This is a genomic window from Virgibacillus sp. Bac332 (assembly GCF_003667785.1).
GTDB lineage: Bacteria > Bacillota > Bacilli > Bacillales > Amphibacillaceae > Virgibacillus > Virgibacillus salarius.
In genome coordinates this window covers 4,068,797-4,092,081 of sequence record NZ_CP033046.1, presented here as the reverse complement: position 1 = coordinate 4,092,081, position 23,285 = coordinate 4,068,797, and the positions used below count along the sequence as shown (strand labels likewise).

Here is a 23,285-nt window from a genome sequence, read left to right as displayed (position 1 = left end):
TATGCTCCTCCTGTTTTTGTACCAATATCATATTAATGATATGGAAATTGCTATATAGTGTCAACGTTTGGGTTTGATTTTCTTGAGAAACAGTTGAAAAGAGAATAGAATAAAGATGGAAGTTTTGTCATTGTTAGTTTAACGGAGGTTTATTCAGATGATTGAAGTACAAGATAAACAACTGGAAGAGATCTTGGAAGACGCAATTAGTAGCCTTTCTATTAATAAGGTCCAGCTTTGTAGCATAACGAAAAAGATTCAACCTAAAAATCCGGTTTGTTTTTTTGAAGCAGCACGACAGATAGAGAAGGATCGCGTCTTTTGGACGAGCACAAATGATGCATTTTCTATAGCTGGCGTTGGAAATGCGTATGATATCAGTGCTAATGAAAATCGTTTTCAACATATGGAATTAAAATGGAAACAAGTAATAGATCAAGCCATTATTCATAATTCGTTTGATGTTCCTGGTACTGGATTAGTCTCATTGGGGGGAATGGATTTTGATCCTAAAAAGGACCGAACCGAGCTTTGGGGCGATTTTCCAGCTATTCAATTTACTGTTCCAGAATATATGTTAACGAAATATAAGGAAAACTATTATTTTACAATAAATGTTTTGGCTAAAAAAACGGATCATCCTATTCAATTGGCAAATCAACTACGTGATACTGAACGTTTCCTTCTCACGCCAATAAAGGCAGAGAAGGAAAAACTACGTATGTTAACTACAAAAGTCATTGCACCTGAAGAATGGAAAAAAACGGTAAAGAAAGCAACGGAAGAAATCCGCCATACATCAATAGATAAAATCGTATTGGCTAGAGAAATGCGTGTGAAATTAAATAAAAATGCTAATATTGCCACGATACTGGATCAGTTGTTAGCAACCCAATCAAACAGCTTTGTTTTTGCTTTTGAACGTAACAACAATTGCTTTATCGGCGCTACTCCGGAGCGATTAGTAAAGATTGAAAATAAACAATTGCTATCAACCTGTTTGGCAGGCACTGCTCCTAGAGGGAAATCAGAAACAGAGGATCGACAAATTAGCAATCAACTGTTCCACGATGAAAAAAATAGAGAAGAGCATGATTTTGTCGTGCAAATGATCAAAAAAGGCTTAAATAAATATTGTGTCAATGTTCATGTGCCAGAGGAGCCGACTGTTTACCCATTGAAAAATCTACAGCACTTATATACACCTGTAACGGGAAAGTTAAAAGCAGGATACAGTATTTTTGACATTGTTGAACAATTACATCCAACACCTGCTCTTGGTGGTGTTCCTCGAAATGATGCGATAACATTTATTAGAGACTATGAATTATTAGATAGGGGTTGGTATGGCGCTCCTGTAGGGTGGCTAGATAGTAATGATAATGGAGAGTTCGCAGTAGCTATACGTTCTGCTCTTATTCAAAATGATGAAGCGTCTTTATTTGCTGGATGTGGAGTTGTAAAGGACTCTATTCCTGAAGCGGAATTTGAGGAGACACGGATTAAATTCACACCTATGCTTTCTGTTTTAGGAGGAGAATCATGAACCACACCGAGACGTTAACACGCTATACAGCAAATTTCATTGATGAATTAGCAAATAATGGATTAACGGATGCTGTAATTTCACCTGGTTCAAGATCTACACCATTAGCTTTGACTTTAGCCGAACATAAACAAATTAAAGAATGGATCATCATTGATGAACGTTCTGCTGCTTTTTATGCACTGGGTATTGCTAAGAAAACCATGCGTCCAGTTGCATTAGTGTGTACATCCGGTACTGCTGCTGCAAATTACTATCCAGCTATTGTCGAAGCTTTTTACAGCAGAGTTCCATTAATTATTCTTACTGCTGACAGACCTCATGAATTACGTGATGTAGGCGCTCCTCAGGCTATAGCACAGTTGAATTTATATGGAGAATATGTGAAGTGGTTTCAGGAAATGGCGCTTCCTGAATCAACTCCAGAAATGCTGCTGTATGCCAGGAATAAGGCTGCAAGGGCTTTTTTTATGGCAAAGGAAGGAAATTGTGGACCGGTTCACTTGAATTTCCCTTTTCGTGAGCCATTGGTCGTAGATTTTCAACTAGATAATTTGTGGGGAGATACTTGTAATACGCCATACCTGCCAACCTATGACGGAAAAAAACAGCTATCACCTACACAAATAGATCAGATGCATGAAAAGTTAAAGCAAAAGAAAAAAGGTATTATTGTATGTGGACCACAGACTGATCCTAAGTTAGGTGAAGTCGTTACAAAGCTAGCTGCTAAATGGCAAGTGCCGGTTCTAGCTGACCCATTATCACAAGTTCGGTCAGGAGAACATGCTAAGGATGTCGTCATTGATGGTTACGATGCCTTCTTACGGAATGAAACAATTCGTGAACTGCTCAAGCCTGAATTTATTATTCGTATCGGTGCGATGCCAGTTTCAAAGGCATACTTATTCTATGTGAAACAGCATAAAGACATTTTACAATTTGTCGTAGAGAATGACCGTGGGTTTCGGGAGCCAGCTGGTAATAGAACTGAGTTTGTCTTTGCAGATTCTGTATTATTTTGTGAGCACCTTACCGCAAATACAGAATTAAAGTTGGACAAAGATTGGCTGTATGAATGGCAACAAACCAATCAGATAACAAAAAAACATCTACTACGTAAAACAAATAATCAGGTTACAGAAGGTGAAGCAATGCGTGGTTTACTGGATGTTATTCCAGATAACAGTAGTATATTTGTTGGGAATAGTATGGCAGTACGGGATTTAGACACCTTCTTTTTAACAACAGAAAAGCGAATTCAGGTTCTTGCTAATCGCGGTGCTAACGGCATTGATGGCGTAGTATCTAGTGGTTTAGGCGCTGCCTCGAATGGGAGTAGATTAACACTTGTCTTAGGAGATCTTTCATTTTTTCATGATATGAATGGATTGCATGCAGCGATGCATTATAAATTGGATGTTACCATTTTACTTATGAATAATAATGGTGGAGGTATATTTTCGTTTTTACCTCAAGCAAATGATAGAAAACACTTTGAGGCTTTGTTTGGTACACCATTAAATATTAATTTTGAACATGTAGTTACGATGTATGGGGGGCGCTACTTTAACCCTCAGACTGAAAAAGAGGTCAAAGAGGCGCTGCTTCAGAGCTATGCAAATATGGGTTTATCCATTATCGAAGTAAAGACAGATAGAGAAGAAAATGCAGCATGGCACCGAGAGAAATGGCAGGCAATTGAAGCTGAACTATTGAAGGGTGGGGCATAAATATTGTATTTCTCCATTAATCAATCTAACTATTGGTATGAAATTCATGGTAATGGTGAGCCAATTGTTATGCTACATGGTTTTACGGGGAGTAGTAGGACTTGGAATTATTTCGTTAATAAATGGAAAAACAAGTGGACATTAATTACCATTGATCTACCAGGACACGGAAAGACAAAGGCGAAGGAGAAGTCGATGGAGGCTTGTTGTAAGGATTTAGATGCTTTATTTAATGCATTAAAGCTTTCATCTTTTTGTTTGCTTGGATATTCAATGGGGGGAAGAACAGCTATATCTTATGCCATACATTATCCTGAAAAGATAAAAGCCTTGCTTCTTGAAAGTACATCTCCAGGCATTGATACGCTTGAAGAGAGAGTTCAACGACAAGAAAACGATAGAATATTAGCCAATAGGATCCTTGAACAAGGGCTTGATTGGTTTGTGTCATATTGGGAAAATATACCGTTATTTCAAAGTCAAACGTCGTTACCCTTAGAAATAAAGCAATCTGTTCGTTATGAACGTCACATGCAGTCAAAAACGGGGTTAGCTGACTCGCTTTTACATATGGGAACAGGTTTTCAACCATCTTGGTGGGATGCTCTAGCGCGACTTACTAAACCTGTATTGTTACTTGCGGGTGAGTTAGATAAAAAATATTGTGAACTGATGAAGGAAATGGACAATCGCTTTCCGCAATCGTTGCTAACCATTGTATCTGAAGCTGGACATGCAATTCATGTGGAGAAACCAGAGATTTTTGGTAAAATAGTATCTGAGTATATCATGGATATTTATCTGGCTGATATATGCAATTAATTTACTAATTGATTACATACTACTTTAAGGAGGAATTATCATGCCTATTCAATGGGAAAAAGTAAGAGAATATGAAGAAATAATCTATGAAAAATATAATGGCATCGCCAAAGTAACAATCAACCGTCCTGAAAAGCGTAATGCATTTACACCATTAACTGTTAATGAAATGATTGATGCGTTTGCTGATGCACGTGATGATTCAGATATTGGGGTCATTGTTTTAGCAGGTGAAGGAGAAAAAGCCTTCTGTTCAGGGGGAGACCAATCTGTACGCGGGCATGGAGGATACGTAGGCGACGATCAAGTACCTAGACTCAATGTATTAGACCTGCAACGTCTTATTCGTACGATTCCTAAGCCAGTAATTGCAATGGTGTCTGGTTACGCTATTGGTGGAGGACATGTTCTTCACGTTGTTTGTGATTTAACAATCGCAGCAGATAATGCAATCTTCGGACAAACTGGACCGAAGGTTGGTAGCTTTGATGCTGGTTATGGAGCAGGTTACCTAGCAAGGATGGTAGGACATAAACGTGCTCGTGAAATTTGGTATTTATGTCGTCAATATAATGCAGAAGAAGCATATGAAATGGGTATGGTTAATACAGTTGTACCACTTGATAAATTAGAAGAGGAAACGATCCAATGGTGTGAGGAAATTTTAGAAAAATCTCCAACAGCTTTACGCTTCTTAAAAGCATCATTTAATGCAGATACTGATGGACTGGCAGGATTGCAGCAAATGGGCGGCGATGCTACTTTGCTTTACTACACAACAGATGAAGCGAAAGAGGGAAGAGATGCATTTAAAGAAAAAAGAAAGCCAGACTTTAAAAAATTCCCACGGTTCCCTTAAGCAATGCAGTCAAAAATAGTGATCTCTTACCTTTGCTTTTTTAGCAAAGGTTTTTTTCTTACATAGCTCTCTATTATAGATTAGACGGCAAACGATTGTAGAACGAAGGAGGTAGGAACATGCAAGATACGATACCACATTGGTTATCTAAACAGGCCGATATATCGCCCAATTGTGCAGCTATCCAATACGCAAATGGATATCAAATAACATTTCAAGAATTGAAGGAACAAAGCCAAATGTACGCGAAGAAATTAGCTACATGGGGAGTGAAGGAAGGCTCACATGTGGCTGTTTTATCGACGAATAAACAAGCGATGATTACTGCAATTCATGCAATTAGCTACTTAAAGGCAGTAGTCGTTTTACTAAATACTCGATTAACGAATGAGGAATTAACATATCAAATTAAAGATGCAGATGCTTCATTTTTAATCTATGCAGATGAATTAAAAGTGAAAGCTGTGCAAATACCCTGTTTAAATAAGGCTGTGTTTGAGGAAATAGATAATTATCACGAGCATGCAGATATTGTCCTTACCACGGAAATACAATTAAATACTCCGTTTTCCATTATGTATACATCTGGCACAACTGGCTCTCCTAAGGGCGTCATTCATACGTACGGAAACCATTGGTGGAGTGCAATAGGGAGTGCACTTAATTTAGGGATTCATTCTGACGATAAATGGTTAGCTGCTTTACCAATATTTCATGTTAGTGGCTTATCCATCCTTATTCGCAGTGTAGTTTATGGTATGTCTGTCTATTTATTAGAGAAGTTTGATAAAACTAGTGTCCAGAAAGCAATTATGCACGAAGGCGTTACCATCGTATCTGTAGTTACTGTAATGCTTCAACAATTATTGGAAGAGCTTGGAACCGATCGTTATCCAACTTCCCTTCGTTGTGTATTATTAGGAGGTGGACCTGCTCCTCGTCCATTATTAGAGCAAGCGAAGGAAATGAATGTGCCAGTTTTCCAATCATTTGGCATGACGGAGACAGCATCACAAATTGTGACACTTAGTGCAGGAGATGCGCTGCAAAAAGTAGGTTCAGCTGGTAAGCCTCTATTTCCAGCGCAATTAATGATAAAAGATCCAGATCATTCTGGTGTTGGAGAAATATGTGTAAAAGGACCAATGGTGACATCGGGGTATTATAAAAAGCGCGAAGCAACTAATAAGGCAATTCAAGGTGGGTGGCTGGCAACAGGTGATTTAGGCTATTTAGATGACGAAGGTTTTCTATATGTTGTGGAACGCAGGCATGATTTAATTATTTCTGGAGGAGAAAACATATATCCATCGGAAATTGAAAGTGCTCTTGCCGGTCATCCAGCAATTAAGGAAGTAGGCGTTACGGGGATCTCTGATACCAAATGGGGTGAAGTACCTATCGCATTTATTGTAACGAAATATCGACTTACTCTACAAGAAATTATGAGCTATTTAGATGAGCATGTAGCAAGTTATAAACAGCCAAAAGAAGTTTATGAAGTAGATGCTTTACCACGTAATGCATCCAATAAACTTGTAAGAAGTCATTTGAAACAGATTAGAGGTAAAGAAGGGTGTAAGCAGCTTAGGTAATTGTCCTCTCATTGATACGAGTGTGTATTTTGCAGTAGGTGATTTTGGATTTATTCCATGGATAGCTTGCTAATTAGGAATATGCTAGTGAGATTGATTGATGAAAGCAATATTGTAAAGAACAAAATTTTAAAATTAATTGAAAATGATTATCAAAGTCATTGACGAATCACGAAAAAGCAAATACACTAAGGATAGCGCTTTGTATTGATCCTCTAAAAATACATATAACACGCACGATATTTTTGGAGGGAAAAGGGAGAGATTCCAATGCAAACCTTAACAGCAAATGATTTAACGCTAGGTTACGGGGATAATATAATTATTGACGATTTAAGTCTAGAGATACCTAAAGGTGAAATTACTGTATTCATTGGCGGAAATGGCTGTGGAAAGTCAACTTTACTTCGTTCGTTGGCACGATTATTGAAGCCTAAACAAGGGAATGTAGTATTAGATGGTGCAGCTATTGCAAAAATGGGGACAAAGGACGTTGCCAAGAAATTAGCGATACTTCCACAAAGTCCCATTAGTCCAGAAGGGTTAACCGTACATGAATTAGTGAAACAAGGTAGACATCCGTATCGTGGCTTATTAAAGCAATGGTCTGACGAAGATGAAAAAGCGGTTAATCACGCTTTAGATTCTACTAACATGTTTGATTTAAAAGATCGCCCCGTTGATTCATTGTCTGGTGGACAGCGTCAGCGTGCATGGATTGCCATGACTTTAGCGCAGGATACAGATATAATTTTATTAGATGAGCCAACAACTTACTTAGACATGACTCATCAGATAGAAGTACTTGATCTGTTATTTGAATTAAATGAGAAGGAAGGACGTACAGTTGTTATGGTCCTTCATGATTTGAATTTAGCATGTAGATATGCACATCATATTGTTGCTATTAAAGATAAACAGATCTTTGCGCAAGGGAAACCTGAGGAGATTATTACATGTAATCTGGTTCATCAAGTTTTTGAAATGATGTGTGATGTTACGTTCGATCCACGATTTGGGACACCAATGTGCATCCCTCATGGAAAAGGACGTTGTATATTTGCTAATGCTACAAATGCGATTAATTAATGCACATAATTTTTCATTACCCGCTTATCAGAGCGGGCTTTTTTATTTTTCATACATGCTTCTACCTGCTTTTAGGAACATTAACTAAAAGGAGGTGTAGTTGAATGGGAAAAAAGAAATATTATATTAATATGGGATCAGGCGAGATTTCCAAGATAAAATATGATAATAATGATAATTTTGTTATACATGCTACTGATGATGAAATTGTATTATTGAGAGAAAAATTTAATGAGATGAATGCTGCAGGAGTAACTACTTTTTTTCGCGCTCACGTACCAGTTACACCCTATCATAATGATCAGTCTAATGATGATTATGACGATGAAATGACCGAAGCGTATCGTATGATATACGAATTAGGAGATGAAAGTGCGAAAGAACATATAAAGCACATGGGAATATTAGGAGATAGACCTCTTTAAAAGTAAGGGATAAATGCATTACGTGCATGTTATCCCTTTTTATCTCTTAGTTGATTTATTTCATGAAAATGTTTATTATTACCAATTACAAGGAATAGTATTGTATCTGTGAGCTTTTATATTCGTAAAGGAGGCAATTAACATTGAAAAGGAAGCTTTTCATGAATATAGTTTCTCTTTTGGGAGTTACTTTCTTAGCCGTTTTTCTAATTAGTACGGAAAAAGAGCCAATTCTTGCTGCTGCAAAAGTAGAGAAGCAATCGGTCACAGGAGTAGATAAAGGTATAGCTAATAACACTTCTAATGAACAAGTTACGAATAATTTAAGTCATGATACAATTATAAAGCGAACCAATCAACTTTTGGATTTCCTGCAACAGGATACGGATGAAAATTATCAAGTAATAACATTTAATACCAAACAAGAGCTTTTAGAAGAATTCTCTAAAATTGCCACAAAAAACGTTGTAGAACCTTATATTGATTATTATTATCAAGAACGGTCAAATGGGTTGTATATTATTCCAACAGAAATCCCACCATGGATAGATGAGAACAATTCATATCGTACCATCCCAGTACATGATGACAAGGTTAAGCTTATCCAGCATAATAAAAGTGCATTACATGGTAAGTATACGATCGAAATAGAGTTCACTTATGAAGATATTTGGAGAATATCTAATATCAAACATAGCTAAATAAATACGGTATTGGTAAAGGCGTTGAAATAATGTATACATTCAGAGACTATTACAATAATGAAATTAAGTTATCATTCGATTATCTTCCTTTTTCCAAAAACCCTAAACATGTATGGATTGTCTGTAAATATCGGGGTCAATGGTTATTAACCAAACACAAAGATAGAGGGTTAGAATTTCCAGGAGGTAAGGTGGAAGAAGGGGAAACACCGGAGGAAGCCGCAATAAGAGAAGTAAAAGAAGAGACTGGTGGGTTAGTGAAAAATATGAACTACATGGGACAGTATTTTGTATCTGGTAAAAAGGAAGATGTAGTAAAGAATGTGTATTATGCTTCGATCCAAGCACTAGAAAAACAGGACACATACTATGAAACAGATGGGCCGATACTCTTAGAAACTATTCCATTAAATGTGAAATATCAAAATTGCTATAGCTTTATTATGAAAGATGACGTTCTTGAGCATTGTATTCAATATATACACCAGCATTATTAAAAATCGCCCTTTATTTGGGCGATTTTATATATTTATTAGGAAGATGAATGCTTGATCAGCCACGCTTCCATTCGTTCTACAAATTTGTACATGATGGCAGCGAAGATAGCAATTAATACTAAGCTTGCCATGACTAATGAAAAATCAAACACTTGGAAACCATAAATAATTAGATATCCAAGGCCCTGTTTAGATACGAGAAATTCACCGACTATAACCCCAACCCAGGATAATCCTACATTTACTTTGAGGGTGGAAATCATAGCAGGTAAAGTGGCTGGAAAAATGGCATGTTTAAATATTTGCCATTTACTAGCACCGAAACTAATTAATACTTTCTCAAAATTGGGATCCACTTCATTAAAAGCTGAATAAACAACAAGTGTAGTGATGATAACGGATATAATTGCTCCCATTGCTATAATTGAAACATACCCAGGTCCTAGTGCCACAATAATGATAGGCCCTAACGCTACCTTTGGCATAGCATTCAAAATTACCAGGTAAGGATCCATTATTCTAGAGAAACGCTTCGATGTCCATAAAGATATAGCTAGTAGTATGCCGAATAGTGTACCAATTAGAAATCCAGCAATGGTCTCCAGTAGTGTGACTTCAAGGTGGGTAAATAACGAGCCGTTACTAAATTTTTCAATGATTACTTGACAAATTGTAGTAGGCGAGCTAAATAATAATGGGTCGATCCAATAAAGCCTGCTAGCTATTTCCCACAGTAGCACAAACGTTATAAGTATACTTACTTGCCAAGTATATACGATTTTAGTTTCTTTTTTAACTTTACTTAAATAGGCCTTAAACAGTTGTTCATCCGTATTAGTCGCCTTCATTATTTATACTCACCACCTTTTTTGTTTGTACATTTTCTCTTTGATCAAGCTCCTCCCAAACCTTATCAAAGAGGATTTGATATTTAGGGTGTCGCCTCACAAGTAAAGGTGGTTCATTTCTTAATTCAATTGGCACTTCAAAAACCTTTGAAATGGTTCCAGGATTCGCATCCATTACGAATATGCGATCACTCATAGCAATTGCTTCGCCAATATCATGTGTTACGAGAATAGTTGTTTTATGGTAAGCTTTTAATAATTTTGATACTAGCTCTTCTAATTTAAGCTTTGTTTGATAATCTAAAGCAGAGAACGGTTCATCAAGAAGTAGAATTTTTGGATCATTAATTAGAGTGCGTACAAGGGCAGCACGTTGCCGCATCCCCCCAGATAAAGAACTAGGATATGCATTCGCGACCTCTGCCAATCCTACTTCCTTCAATAGTTTGAGGGCTTTTTGTTCTGTGTTTTTTGAATGTGTATGAGTGATTTTTGGTCCTAGTAAAACGTTATCCACAATGGTTTTCCAAGGAAATAAATAATCTTGCTGAAGCATGTAGCCGATTTCAGATGCTGTCGTTTCAACTTCCTTTTTTTGTAAGCTAACCTTTCCTTCGGTTTGTTTAATAATACCTGCAATGATTGAAAGTATTGTTGATTTTCCACATCCACTAGGACCTAATAAGGCAATAAATTCTCCTTTCTGGATAGAAAAAGAAATATCATCTAATGCCTTTGTATAATTATTTTTCGAGAAATAATAATGTGAGACATGATCTAAGGTTAGAAATGACACCTTTACTCACTCCTTAGTTACGTATTACATCCTCTGCGATCTCTGTATTCACGAGCTCTTCGTATGGTACATCCTCAGGTAATTCACCAGCTTCATTCATTATTTTCTTCAAATTATTCCATTCTTTCTTATCTAGGACAGGATCGGTTGCAAAGGATGCTTGGCTTTTGTAGCGCTCAATGGATGCGGTAAGCATTTCTAGTTCTGTATCTTCAAAGTATGGTTGGATTACTTGAGCAATTTCTTCGGGGGTATGTGTTTCAACCCATTGCTGTGCTTTATAAATAGCTCTAGTGAATTTTTCTACGTCAGCTTTGTTTTTGTCAATAAAGCTTTGTTTAGTCATATATACTGTATAAGGTACGTGACCGGACTCTTCACCAAATGAAGCGACTATATGTCCTTTTCCTTCCTTTTCAAACGTACTGGCAGTTGGTTCAAATAATTGAACGTATTCCGCTTCACCAGATACAAATGCCCCCGGAATGTTAGCGAATTCTATATTTTGCTGTAAATCGAGATCTGTCTGTGGATTAATACCATGCTGCTTTAGCACAAATTCTCCAACCATTTGCGGCATTCCTCCTTTCCGCTGTCCAAGGAATGTTGTATCCTTTAGGTCTTCCCATGTGAAATTTGGTTTAGGTTCTTTTGCTACTAAAAAGGTGCCATCTGTTTGGGTTAATTGGGCAAAATTAATCGCATAATCTTTGGAGTTCTGAGCATAAACGTAGATGGAAGTCTCTGCACCTACTAAAGCCATATCAGCTCCTTCAGATAACAGGGCAGTCATCGTTTTATCCCCACCCCAAGTTGTTTGCAGCTCTACATCTAGGCCTACTTCTTCAAAAAAACCTTCCTCTAGAGCTACGTATTGTGGGGCGTAAAATAAAGAACGAGTTACTTCTGCTATTTTGATCGACGTGTTTTCCTTCGAATTACAAGCAGTAAGAGTTATAATTAACCCGCAAGAGATCAGGATAAAAACCATTATTTTTTTCATTCTATTCGACCCCTTCAAATATTTATATGTCAACACAGTTTATGAACAGCTTAGAAAATGTGTGAATGCCTAGAAAAAAATAAGTCAAATGAATAGATGATCGAATAGTACGAAAATATTTATGGAACAGAAACGCAAGCTCCCGAATAGAAACGTAGCACTTGGAGCAAGTCAATGGAGATAAAGGAAGCACGGTAGCTTGCAAGCCAATGATGACTTAGATTAGGACGATTCGTGAAGTCGCCTCGTTTCTGGGCACTAGAGCTGGACGCAGCTCAATACGCTTTATAATTTACTAGACTAAAAAAAGGGGCTGGGACATAACTAGCCTGGAGAAGTAAAAAAGAGATTCCAGTTATCAAAAATAGATAGCTGGAATCTTTTTCATTATCATAAATACATGAATTTTGTGTTATGGCGGTGTACTTTCTTAAGTTCACCGCCATAAAGGCAAATCCTAATTCATTTTCCACTTTCGAATTGCCTCTCACCGACATTCGAGTGAAACGCAAATTGGCCTTCAAAAATCCGAAGACAGGTTCTACATCTATTTTTCGTTTACCATAGATTTTTCCTGTTTCTTCTTTTGAAAGCTGCTCTCTTATATATGCTTTTTGCTGTTCCCATTGAGCATTGTAATAAATCTTTCGATTCCCTTTTGCTTTGGTACAATGAACGCGTAATGGACATCCCGAACAATCTTCACATTCATAGACACGAAAGGTTCGTTTAAATCCGGCTTTATCTGTTCGATTCGATAGATATTGAAAAGGTACTTTCTTTCCATTTGGACAAGTAAAAAAGTCTCCGTCTGAATCGTAGTCCCAGTTGGATACATGGAAAGGATTTGTTTTATATTTCTTTTTCTTTTCCATCCGATAGGAATTATAAGTAATCAGTGGCGTTCTTTTTCTATGAAGTACATTACTGTAATTTTGTTCACTACCGTAACCTGCGTCGGCGACAATATGCTCGGGCAATTGAAAGTACCTATCTTCAATACTATCGAGAAAAGGAATAAACGTGCGAGTATCCGTAGGATTTGGAAATACATCGTAGGCTAATGTGTATTGACCTTCGGTCGCAATTTGTACATTATAACCTGCTTTAAGTTGACCATTTTTCATATAGTCATCTTTCATTCGCATAAAAGTGGCATCATGATCTGTCTTAGAATAACTATTGCGATCGCCTAAGATTGCCATATCTTTTTGATATTTGTGTTTACGAGCTTCAAAATCTTGGAATTGTTTACGGTATTGCTTGGGTTCTTTTCGTTCGGAACGAAGTTGTTTGCGTTCTTTTGCTTCTTTGCTTTCTTCGATTGCTTTATCATATTTTTCTACTTTTTCATCTAGCTTTTTAACCACTTCACTGAGTTCTTCCTTTGAAAGTTCATCGGAACTTTCCCTTTCTATTTCAGGAATAATTTCTTTTTCCAGTAATTCCTCATACATTTGATTCGACTTCTCTATTAAATCGGTGCTGTATTTTTCAATGGATTTTTTCCATACAAAGGTAAACTTATTGGCATTTGCCTCTATTTTCGTACCATCAATAAAAATAGCCTCTTCTTCAATCGCCTTCTCTTCAACAAGTTGACAACGAAATAAGACAAAACACTGACGTAATAATTCTTTTACTTCGGAATGAACACGAAAACGATTAATGGTACGATAACTTGGTTCATAGCCTTGTGCTAACCACATCATACGTACACTGTCTTTGATTAATCCCTCTATTTTTCTGCCAGAAAAAACAGACTGTGTATAGGCACATAAGATAATCTTCATCATCATGCGTGGATGGTATGCAGGACAACCTGTTTCACGCAAAAATCCCACAAATGATTCCTCTGGGATATGTTCTACAATATGGTTAACCGCATAGGCGATATCATTTTCTTGTAATTTCATTTCAAAATCTAAAGGCAAAACGACTTGATTCATGGTATAATGTTTAAACATAAAGGATACCTCTTTTCTAAGTTTTTGTGTAGTTACTTTAACTTTATCAGAAGGTATCCTTTTTGCGTATATAAATATTGAAAAAAGTAAAAAAAGTGATACGCCCTAAATTGGCGTACCACTTTTTTCAGTTACTGGGTTTTGTCCCAGCCCCAACCAGCTGTTATAGCTGAACAGTAAATTATACAACTTTTTTCACTCATTTATAATAAATCCTTTTGGGATGAGGAAACGATAAATTATCCTTTATAAATTGGCCCAGCCTGCATAATATCAGCGCTTGCTTCCGTGAATTTTTGGAAATTCTGATGAAACTTCATGGCAAGTGATTTTGCTTCCGTTTGATAAGCGTTTTTGTCTTCCCATGTGTTTTCGGGAACTAAGACGTCATCGGGAACACCTGGAACTTGGATAGGGATTTCCAATCCAAAAATATTATCTCTTATTGTCTCTACACTATTGAGTTCACCTTCTAATGCAGCATGAATCATTGCACGTGTATAAGACAGCTTCATGCGTTTACCAATGCCGTAAGATCCCCCAGTCCATCCTGTGTTTACAAGAAACACGTTTGATTGATAAAAATCAATTTTTTCACCAAGCATTTTCGCATACTTTGCCGGAGCTAAAGGTAAAAATGGTGATCCAAAACATGCAGAGAACGTAGCCTGTGGTTCTGTCACTCCTCGCTCCGTACCTGCAAGCTTGCTTGTGTAGCCACTTAAGAAATGATACATTGCTTGCTCTTTTGATAATTTACTTATTGGCGGCAATGTTCCCGAAGCATCTGCTGTAAGGAAGATAATTGTATTTGGATGCCCAGCAATACTTGGCACTGCGATATTATCAATGTTTTCAATTGGATAGGCTGCTCTTGTGTTTTCTGTTAAAGTTGTGTCATCATAATCAGGTAGCCTTGTTTGTTTATTAAGAATAACGTTTTCAAGGACAGAACCAAATCGTATTGCATTATAAATTTGCGGCTCTTTTTCTTGAGATAAATGAATACACTTTGCGTAACATCCGCCTTCAATATTAAATACTCCATTTGGACCCCAACCATGCTCATCATCACCAATTAATCTTCTGTAAGGATCAGCAGATAAGGTGGTTTTCCCCGTGCCGGATAAACCAAAGAATAAAGCCACGTCTCCCTCTTTGCCAACATTAGCAGAACAGTGCATAGATAATACATCTTGTTGAGGTAGTAAGAAATTCATCACTGAAAAGATAGACTTTTTAATTTCACCTGCATATTCGGTACCACCTATTAGAATGATTCGTTTTTTAAAAGAAACAAGAATAAACGCTTCTGAGTTCGTACCATCTACTTCAGGATCTGCTTTAAAAGTAGGGGCTGATATTACTGTGAATTCAGCTTGATGTGATAGTAACTCATCAGCAGTTGGAGTTATAAATAACTGCCGTGCAAATAGATTGTGCCAGGCATATTCGTTAATAACTTGTATTGGTAAGCGATACGCGTGGTCTGCACCAGCAAATCCGTTAAATTGGAATAGCTCTTCTTTATTTTTTAAATAGGAAATAACCTTTTCATACAATCGATCAAATACAGATTCATCAATGGATTGATTTACTGTTCCCCAATCCACCTGCTGTTCACTTACTTCATCTGTAACAATAAATTTATCTTTTGGGGAGCGACCGGTATAAGATCCTGTTGTTGCTTGAACTGCACCTGTTGCGGTTAACATGCCTTCTTCTCTTGCTAAAATTCTTTCAACAAGCTGAGGTACGGATAAATTTGTTTGTAGCTGTTTATGCGTGTATAATTCTTTTACGAAAGACTTTTCTACCGTTTTCATGTTAAATACCTGCCTTTATGTGAAATTGTATTCACGTTCTTTTGTTGAACGACCAAATAATCCTGAATATGTTTATTAGTATAACACATTTAAGTTAATAGTCCATACTAAATATAAAATAATTTTTATAAGATGTTGAATGTTTACAGCAAAAAATGTCGTTCAGAATCTTTCTTTCCTTTAGTATGAGTAAAAAACTTCTGAGAATACAGTTAAACTAGTTGACACATTAAGCTTCTTCCGATAAGCTAAGTTTCGAACGGATACTCTCTTATTCAGAGTTGGTGGAGGGACAGACCCAATGAAGCCCAGCAACCATCACTTTAGTGAAAAGGTGCTAACCTGATGCAAGGAGATTTTTTTCCTTGAACAATAAGAGCGAAAGGCCAGCAATCCTTTCCTCATGACAAGCGGGAAAGGCTTTTTTTATTAGTTATAAAAATTCTACACGTAGATGACTAACTTTAACCCGATTATAAACATATTAGTCAATTTCTAAGCTAAATTGTCATTCGCCTGCGTGTACGTGTGAACCAGGAGTGACAATAGAATATACGGTAGTAGGTAATCTTTCTGGTGCCTTTCTTATTTCAGTTTAACCTTAGTACTTATTACTGAATGAGCATATTTGATAAATAGAGTTCCGTAATCGATATTTGAAGGAGGATTTAGCAACATGGCTGCTAATCGTCGTTTGTTTACTTCTGAATCAGTAACAGAAGGACATCCAGATAAGATATCTGATCAAATTTCAGATGCTATTTTGGATGAGATATTAAAAACAGATCCAAATGCCCGAGTGGCATGTGAAACAACTGTTACAACTGGACTTGTTCTTGTAGCGGGTGAAATATCCACTACTACTTATGTAGATATACCTGCTATTGTTCGTAAAACTATAAAAGAAATCGGATATACTCGCGCAAAATTTGGGTTCGACGCGGAGACATGCGCAGTATTAACTGCCATTGATGAACAATCACCTGATATTGCTGGTGGAGTTGACACAGCATTGGAAGCAAGACAAGGAAAAATGAGCGATCAAGAGATTGCTGCAATAGGTGCTGGTGATCAGGGTTTAATGTTTGGTTTTGCTTGTGATGAAACAGACGAATTGATGCCACTTCCAATCTCATTGGCACATAAGTTGGCAAAGCGTCTCGCTGACGTTCGGAAGGATAAGACATTAGAATACTTACGACCGGACGGTAAAACACAGGTAACCGTTGAGTATGATGAAAATGATCAACCTGTTAAAATTGATACCATCGTAATTTCTACACAGCATCATCAGGATATAGCTACAGAGCAAATAGAAAAAGATTTGATAGAGCATGTTATACGCCCTATAGTACCAAATGAGTTATTAGATGAGACGACTAAATATTTTATTAATCCAACTGGCCGTTTCGTTATTGGTGGACCTCAGGGGGATGCAGGTTTAACAGGTCGAAAGATTATTGTTGATACGTATGGAGGCTATGCTAGACACGGTGGCGGAGCGTTTAGTGGAAAAGACTCTACTAAAGTTGATCGGTCAGCTGCATACGCTGCCCGTTATGTCGCAAAGAACATAGTGGCTGCCAGGCTTGCCAAAAGCTGTGAAGTACAGCTAGCCTATGCCATTGGTGTAGCAGAACCTGTTTCTATTTCGATAAACACTTTTGGAACAGGTGTTGTAAATGAAGAGCAACTAGTAAAAGCTGTTCGAGAATTATTTGATTTACGACCAGCAGGTATTATTCGTATGTTAGACTTGCAAAAACCTATTTATAAAAATACTGCTGCTTACGGGCATTTTGGAAGAACAGACATTTTATTTCCATGGGAGAAGACAGACAAAGTTGAGCAATTGAAAGCACTTATTAAGTAGTAAAGTCTTGATCATCCTTTAGCTTCACAATGGTTATGATACGAAAAAAGGTAACCTAGCTGATTTAATCTTCTAGGCTGCCTTTTTTCATAGTCTAAATTACAATATTTTCCATAAGGATAAAGAAGGCGTGTTGAGCTGCGTCCAGCTCCAGCGCACAGAATCTAGGTGACTTCACGAATCGCCCTAATCTAAGTCATCATTGGCTTGCAAGCACACCGTGATTCCTTTATCTCCGTTGACTAGCTCCAATCGCTTTTGTTCTTGAAGTTACTTACCGGAATTTGTATATTTTTTGTAGTAGATTGCTTTATCTACATATGATTTTCGTACACGTTCCATCTCCGCGTAATCTTCTAGAGTTAAGTCTCGGATTACTTTTGCTGGTCTACCAAGAGCTAACGTATGTGGCGGAATCGTTTTTCTAGGTGGCACAAGGCTTCCGGCTCCGATAAATGCATTTTCACCTATTTCCGCACCATCAAGAATAATGGAACCCATACCAATTAAAGCTTTGTTTCTAATCATGGCGGAGTGCAGGGTCACTTGATGTCCGACTGTCACATCATCCTCGATAATTAAGGGAAGATTAGGGCTTTGATGAAGCATGGACAGATCTTGAATACTAATTCTTTTACCAATTTTCACAGGTGCAACATCTCCACGAACTACAGTTTTAAACCATATACTAGAATATTCATCAATTGTAACGTCACCGATGATGGTTGCATCCTCTGCAATAAATGCAGTTTCATGAATTTGTGGTTGTTTTTCTTTATATGAATGTATCATTTGAATCCTCCTGGATAATATGGTGATATAAACAGTATAACAAAATTATAGCGGGGACAATGTAGATTGGAGGCAGCAAGTTGAGCAATCATGTACCAAATAACCCAATAATTTTAATGGCAACCGTTTATCTGAAAATTTTTCCAGCTGTAAGTAAAGAGTTAGTTTATTGGCAAAAACGTGCTGCGGAAATTCCCGATCAAGAATTGAGAACTCAGGCTTTATCAAGTATTTCTTCCAAACGTTTTCATTGTCAAGGAGGAGCAGTTTATAGCATATTAGCACATCAAAACTGGCAGAAAGCTGTACGATTTATTGTTGCATATCAAACGATAAGTGACTATTTAGATAATCTTTGTGATCGTAGTAATTCTATGGATCCAGAAAATTTCCGATTGTTACATCATGCTATGATAGATGCACTATCTTGTAATGATAGTAAAACGGATTATTATAAGTATTTTGAAAGTAAAGATGACAAAGGGTATTTGAAAGAGTTAGTTAGAACTTGTAATGAAGCACTAGCATCACTAAATCACATTGATCTTTTCCAAGAGCATGCGCTTAAATTGGCAAAATTGTATATGGATTTACAGGTACACAAGCATGTGATCATGGAAGAACGTATACCACGATTAACAAAGTGGTCAGAGAATATGAATGCATATCCGTTAAGCTGGTATGAATTTTCAGCAGCAGCAGGATCTACGCTTGGAATATATTGTTTGGCCTGCTATGGGTTTGCTGGGAGACTTAGTTCAGACAGAGCAAGCCGATTAGTATCTGGATATTTTCCATATATTCAGTGCTTGCATATTTTACTTGATTATTATATCGACCAAGTGGAGGATAAAGAAGAGGAAGATTTGAACTTCTGTAATTATTACCCAGATCAAATAACGATGCAGGAACGATTTCGGCACTTTTTATTAGAAGCTCACGTTAATTCAACGATGCTACCAGATGCTCCATTTCATCAAATGGTACTGCAGGGTCTAGTTGGGTTGTATTTAGGAGATGAAAAGGTCAAGTTAATTGACGGCTCTCGTCAAATGAAGCGACAATTATTAAAAGCGAGTGGAGTAGCTTCGAAATTTTTTCACTGGAACACGAGAAGTTATTATTACTTAAAAAGATTAGTTACTAGTAGTCGACAGGATTGAGTAGCGGGAGATATTTTAAGGATGATATTCATAAAAAGGGAAAATGAAAATACGTATAGTAGCATAAAAGTGGAGGAGGTCCTCCACTTTACTGGTAGTCTAGGAAATTACAAAATTTGCCCATGTGGATAAATAGGCGCGTGTTGGGCCACGCTCAGAAACTAGGCGTACCTTGCATGGAGATAGACCATTATTATCTTTTTTGAATAGCGATTATAAAAGGCGGATTATTTTTTTGGTTAATAAAGCCATATTGTAAAACATGATACCATCGTTGATTTAACCTCATGACATGTTTTATTACAGCTTCCTTTTCTTCTTTTCCTCCTTCATGTCCATGATAGATCACAATTACGATCAATCCACCACGCTTTAAATACTTTAATATCGTATCGATTGCAGTAATTGTTGAAGTTCCTTTGGTTATAACTGATTTATTACCTTTTGGTAAATAACCTAAATTAAACACAGCCCCACCTAATAGAATTTCTTCGGAGGGTAAGTGTTTTTTTAGATTTGCGTGACTGTCAAGGATCAGGTCGACATTCTCACGGTTATTTTCTACTAGTTTTTGCTTCGTAGAACGAATCGCCTCCTGTTGAATGTCAAAAGCAATGACTCGTCCATTTTCACCGACAACTTTACTTAAAAATAAAGTGTCATTACCATTACCACAAGTCGCGTCAATTACCGTCTCATTTTTTTCTATAGAATTTTCCAATAAATAATGGGCATAATGTAATATTCCGTGTAACATGGTATACTCCTTTAATATGATGGTTAGACTTATTTTACCAGATTATACGTAGTATTGTCTTGACAAAGTGTATGCAATTCATTACAATTCTTATACATCATATACGATAATGACTATGCAAAGGATTAGTAATAAATCCCTACAGGAAAAGAGAGGCAGTGGTTGGTGTAAACTGTCCCTGGAAATTTATGAACTCACCTTTAATGTTGCAGAAGTGATAAAGTAGTTTCTGCCGTGGATCCACGTTACGGATCTCAAGTGAATGCAGGAATTTGCATTAATCTGGGTGGTACCGCGGGAAAAGCTTCTCGTCCCTTATAGGGATGAGTGGCTTTTTTTCGTTTACAAAAACATATGTAGAAGTAAAGGAGGAAATGTAATGAGTTTTCATCATCAACAAATTGAAAAAAAGTGGCAAACGTATTGGTTGAAAAACAAAACATTCAAAACGGATACATTTTCTGAAAAAGAAAAAGTTTATGCGTTAGACATGTTTCCATACCCATCTGGTGCTGGATTACATGTAGGGCATCCAGAGGGCTATACAGCAACAGATATTATTTCAAGAATGAAACGGATGCAGGGTTACGAAGTACTTCATCCAATGGGATGGGATGCTTTCGGTTTACCGGCTGAGCAATATGCGATTGATACTGGAAATAGTCCAGCGGATTTTACAGAACAAAATATTGCTGTTTTTAAGAGACAAATTCAAGCACTTGGATTTTCCTATGATTGGGATCGTGAAATTAGTACAATGGATCCGAATTACTATAAATGGACACAATGGATTTTTACGAAGCTTTATGAAAAAGGTCTAGCTTATATGGATGAGGTTGCTGTGAACTGGTGTCCTGCTTTAGGAACGGTTCTAGCGAATGAAGAAGTAATAGATGGGAAAAGTGAGCGAGGCGGTCATCCTGTTGTTCGGAAACCTATGAAGCAATGGATGTTGAAAATAACTGCTTATGCTGATCGCTTACTCGAAGATTTAGATGAATTGGATTGGCCAGAAAGCTTGAAGGATATGCAGCGTAACTGGATTGGGCGATCAGAAGGTGCTGAAGTACAGTTTACAGTTGATCATTCAAATGAAACGTTTACGGTATTTACGACTAGACCCGATACACTTTTCGGTGCAACTTATGCTGTATTAGCTCCTGAACATCCAATGGTTGAAAAGATCGTGACAGATGAACAGAAAGCTGCTGTTGATACTTATATTAAAGATATCCAAACGAAATCCGATTTGGAGAGAACGGATTTAGCTAAGGATAAAACAGGTGTATTTACTGGGGCCTATGCCATTAATCCAGTTAATCAAGAAAAAATGCCAATATGGATCGCTGATTATGTATTAATGAGCTACGGTTCAGGAGCTATTATGGCAGTCCCCGCACATGATGACCGAGACTATGAATTTGCAGTTAAATTCGAATTGCCAATTGTAGAAGTGGTAGCCGGGGAGAGATTACGAAAGAAGCCTATATGGGTGACGGTGAACACGTAAATTCTGATTTCTTAAATGGATTGGATAAAGAGAAAGCCATAGCAAAAATGATTGACTGGTTAGAGGAAACTGGTAAAGGTACGAAGAAAGTTACGTATCGTTTACGAGATTGGCTGTTTGCACGACAACGCTATTGGGGTGAACCTATTCCTATTATCCATTGGGAAGATGGATCAATGACCACTGTACCAGAAGAGGAATTACCGCTTGAGCTCCCTGCAATGGATAATATTAAGCCTTCTGGAAATGGTGAATCACCATTAGCAAATAGCGATTGGGTAAATGTTATCGATCCAGAAACGGGTATGAAAGGTAGAAGAGAAACAAACACAATGCCTCAGTGGGCAGGAAGCTGCTGGTATTTCTTACGGTATATTGATCCGAATAACCCTAATGAAATTGCGGATCCAAAAGCTCTTGAAGAATGGTTACCGATTGATATTTATATTGGTGGAGCAGAACATGCTGTCCTTCACTTGTTATATGCACGATTTTGGCATAAATTCCTTTATGATATCGGCGTGGTTCCTACAAAAGAACCGTTTATGAAATTATTTAATCAAGGGATGATACTTGGCGAAGGAAATGAAAAGATGAGTAAGTCGAAAGGAAACGTGGTTAATCCTGATGATATTATCGAATCGCATGGTGCGGACACACTTCGACTGTATGAAATGTTCATGGGACCGCTTGATGCATCCGTTGCTTGGTCAGAAAATGGCTTAGATGGCGCTAGACGTTTCCTTGATCGAGTATGGCGGTTAATTGTAGGTGAAAATGGAGAATTATCAGAGAAAGTAGTAGATGAAGGGAATACAGCCTTAGATAAGGTGTACCATGAAACAGTGAAAAAAGTAACAGATGATTTTAATCATCTCCATTTTAATACGGGTATTTCACAAATGATGGTGTTCATCAATGAAGGTTATAAAGCGGATAAACTTCCTAAAGCTTATATGGAAGGGTTCGTAAAGATGTTATCTCCAGTTGCACCACATGTGTCAGAAGAACTATGGAGTGTTTTGGGCCATACAGAAACGATCAGCTATGAACCATGGCCAACATACGATGAGCGTAAATTGGTTGAAGCTGAAGTTGAAATCGTTGTACAGATAATGGGTAAGGTACGAGCGAAAATTAGTGTTTCTAAAGACATATCTAAAGAAGAGCTGGAAAAAACAGCTTTAGAAAACGAAAAGATTCAAGCACTAATTGAAGGGAAAACTATTCGTAAAGTCATCGTAGTACCCGGTAAGCTAGTCAATATCGTAGCAAATTAATTGAAAGAAGACTCGCACATACGTATCATTAAAGACGAGCAAAATTATAATGAAGTGATAAAAGCTTTATACAGGCGAGATTTACTGTGGTCATTTCTCTCCTTGGATTTTACGTATAGTAGAATTAACAAAAGCCGAACGGGTTTGAAGGTGATTACCCCAGAAGTTAGAGTGAAAAAACTAACTTTTGGGGGTAACCA

At 37.3% G+C, this 23,285-nt stretch carries 18 protein-coding genes, 1 pseudogene, 1 riboswitch and 1 other annotated feature; of the genes and pseudogenes, 12 read left to right on the top strand and 7 right to left on the bottom strand.

All coding sequences use genetic code 11. The annotated features are described in order from the left end of the window. Nucleotides 1-157 precede the first annotated feature (157 nt). From D9782_RS20035 to ytkD, 9 genes are all read left to right on the top strand, one after another. Complete coding sequence (locus D9782_RS20035) at nt 158-1,546, top strand: isochorismate synthase (protein ID WP_026681513.1); 1,389 nt, start codon at nt 158-160, stop codon at nt 1,544-1,546. After that, nucleotides 1,543-3,279, top strand: a complete 1,737-nt coding sequence (gene menD / locus D9782_RS20030; RefSeq protein WP_026681512.1) for a 2-succinyl-5-enolpyruvyl-6-hydroxy-3-cyclohexene-1-carboxylic-acid synthase — start codon at nt 1,543-1,545, stop codon at nt 3,277-3,279. The genes D9782_RS20035 and menD overlap by 4 nt, the downstream gene beginning before the upstream one ends. A 3-nt stretch (nt 3,280-3,282) precedes the next feature. Beyond that, entirely contained in the window at nt 3,283-4,101 is an 819-nt protein-coding gene (gene menH, locus D9782_RS20025; RefSeq protein WP_240455760.1) for a 2-succinyl-6-hydroxy-2,4-cyclohexadiene-1-carboxylate synthase, read from the top strand. A 40-nt stretch (nt 4,102-4,141) separates the two neighbouring features. Then, nucleotides 4,142-4,960, top strand: coding sequence for a 1,4-dihydroxy-2-naphthoyl-CoA synthase (gene menB / locus D9782_RS20020; RefSeq protein ID WP_026681510.1), 819 nt, complete (start codon nt 4,142-4,144; stop codon nt 4,958-4,960). 119 nt (nt 4,961-5,079) lie between these two features. Further along, entirely contained in the window at nt 5,080-6,555 is a 1,476-nt protein-coding gene (locus D9782_RS20015; protein WP_121605563.1) for an o-succinylbenzoate--CoA ligase, read from the top strand. A 270-nt stretch (nt 6,556-6,825) separates the two neighbouring features. Continuing rightward, nucleotides 6,826-7,644, top strand: coding sequence for an ABC transporter ATP-binding protein (locus D9782_RS20010; protein WP_026681508.1), 819 nt, complete (start codon nt 6,826-6,828; stop codon nt 7,642-7,644). A 104-nt stretch (nt 7,645-7,748) separates the two neighbouring features. Next, nucleotides 7,749-8,069 carry a hypothetical protein gene (locus D9782_RS20005; protein ID WP_026681507.1) on the top strand — a complete coding sequence of 107 codons (321 nt, stop codon included), beginning with the start codon at nt 7,749-7,751 and terminating at the stop codon, nt 8,067-8,069. Between the two features lie 161 nt (nt 8,070-8,230). Further along, nucleotides 8,231-8,770 carry a hypothetical protein gene (locus D9782_RS20000; RefSeq protein WP_152525427.1) on the top strand — a complete coding sequence of 180 codons (540 nt, stop codon included), beginning with the start codon at nt 8,231-8,233 and terminating at the stop codon, nt 8,768-8,770. 32 nt (nt 8,771-8,802) lie between these two features. After that, the gene (gene ytkD / locus D9782_RS19995; protein ID WP_026681505.1) at nt 8,803-9,270 is read left to right on the top strand and encodes an RNA deprotection pyrophosphohydrolase; all 468 of its coding nucleotides are present in this window, start codon (nt 8,803-8,805) and stop codon (nt 9,268-9,270) included. Nucleotides 9,271-9,305: 35 nt separating this feature from the next. Here ytkD and D9782_RS19990 read toward each other — a convergent pair whose 3' ends face one another. From D9782_RS19990 to pckA, 5 genes are all read right to left on the bottom strand, one after another. Beyond that, nucleotides 9,306-10,118 carry an ABC transporter permease gene (locus D9782_RS19990; protein ID WP_026681504.1) on the bottom strand — a complete coding sequence of 271 codons (813 nt, stop codon included), beginning with the start codon at nt 10,116-10,118 and terminating at the stop codon, nt 9,306-9,308. After that, complete coding sequence (locus D9782_RS19985; protein WP_026681503.1) at nt 10,105-10,914, bottom strand: ABC transporter ATP-binding protein; 810 nt, start codon at nt 10,912-10,914, stop codon at nt 10,105-10,107. Before D9782_RS19985 ends, D9782_RS19990 begins: the two co-directional genes overlap by 14 nt. 13 nt (nt 10,915-10,927) lie before the next feature. Beyond that, nucleotides 10,928-11,917, bottom strand: a complete 990-nt coding sequence (locus D9782_RS19980) for an ABC transporter substrate-binding protein (protein WP_026681502.1) — start codon at nt 11,915-11,917, stop codon at nt 10,928-10,930. 275 nt (nt 11,918-12,192) lie between these two features. Then, complete coding sequence (locus tag D9782_RS19975; protein ID WP_121605562.1) at nt 12,193-13,884, bottom strand: IS1182 family transposase; 1,692 nt, start codon at nt 13,882-13,884, stop codon at nt 12,193-12,195. Nucleotides 13,885-14,123: 239 nt separating this feature from the next. After that, entirely contained in the window at nt 14,124-15,710 is a 1,587-nt protein-coding gene (gene pckA, locus D9782_RS19970) for a phosphoenolpyruvate carboxykinase (ATP) (protein ID WP_026681501.1), read from the bottom strand. A gap of 268 nt (nt 15,711-15,978) precedes the next feature. After that, nucleotides 15,979-16,089: riboswitch (SAM riboswitch) on the top strand. A gap of 297 nt (nt 16,090-16,386) precedes the next feature. Here pckA and metK point away from each other — a divergent pair. Then, nucleotides 16,387-17,583 (top strand): methionine adenosyltransferase, encoded by a 1,197-nt coding sequence (metK, locus tag D9782_RS19965; RefSeq protein ID WP_026681500.1) that lies wholly within the window; start codon nt 16,387-16,389, stop codon nt 17,581-17,583. Between the two features lie 270 nt (nt 17,584-17,853). Here the strand turns inward: metK and D9782_RS19960 are convergent, their stop codons facing one another. Then, entirely contained in the window at nt 17,854-18,375 is a 522-nt protein-coding gene (locus tag D9782_RS19960) for a gamma carbonic anhydrase (RefSeq protein WP_026681499.1), read from the bottom strand. 80 nt (nt 18,376-18,455) lie between these two features. Between D9782_RS19960 and D9782_RS19955 the strand changes: the two genes are divergently transcribed. Next, nucleotides 18,456-19,538 carry a tetraprenyl-beta-curcumene synthase family protein gene (locus tag D9782_RS19955; RefSeq protein ID WP_026681498.1) on the top strand — a complete coding sequence of 361 codons (1,083 nt, stop codon included), beginning with the start codon at nt 18,456-18,458 and terminating at the stop codon, nt 19,536-19,538. A gap of 193 nt (nt 19,539-19,731) precedes the next feature. On the opposite strand, the gene D9782_RS19950 is transcribed toward D9782_RS19955, so the two are convergent. Beyond that, a complete protein-coding gene (locus D9782_RS19950; protein WP_121605561.1) occupies nt 19,732-20,295 on the bottom strand; it encodes a tRNA 5-(aminomethyl)-2-thiouridylate-methyltransferase MnmM in 564 nt (187 codons plus the stop codon). 106 nt (nt 20,296-20,401) lie between these two features. After that, nucleotides 20,402-20,614, top strand: a binding site (T-box leader). Between the two features lie 60 nt (nt 20,615-20,674). Here D9782_RS19950 and leuS point away from each other — a divergent pair. Next, a pseudogene (gene leuS, locus D9782_RS19945) lies at nt 20,675-23,085 on the top strand (leucine--tRNA ligase). Nucleotides 23,086-23,285: the final 200 nt, after the last annotated feature.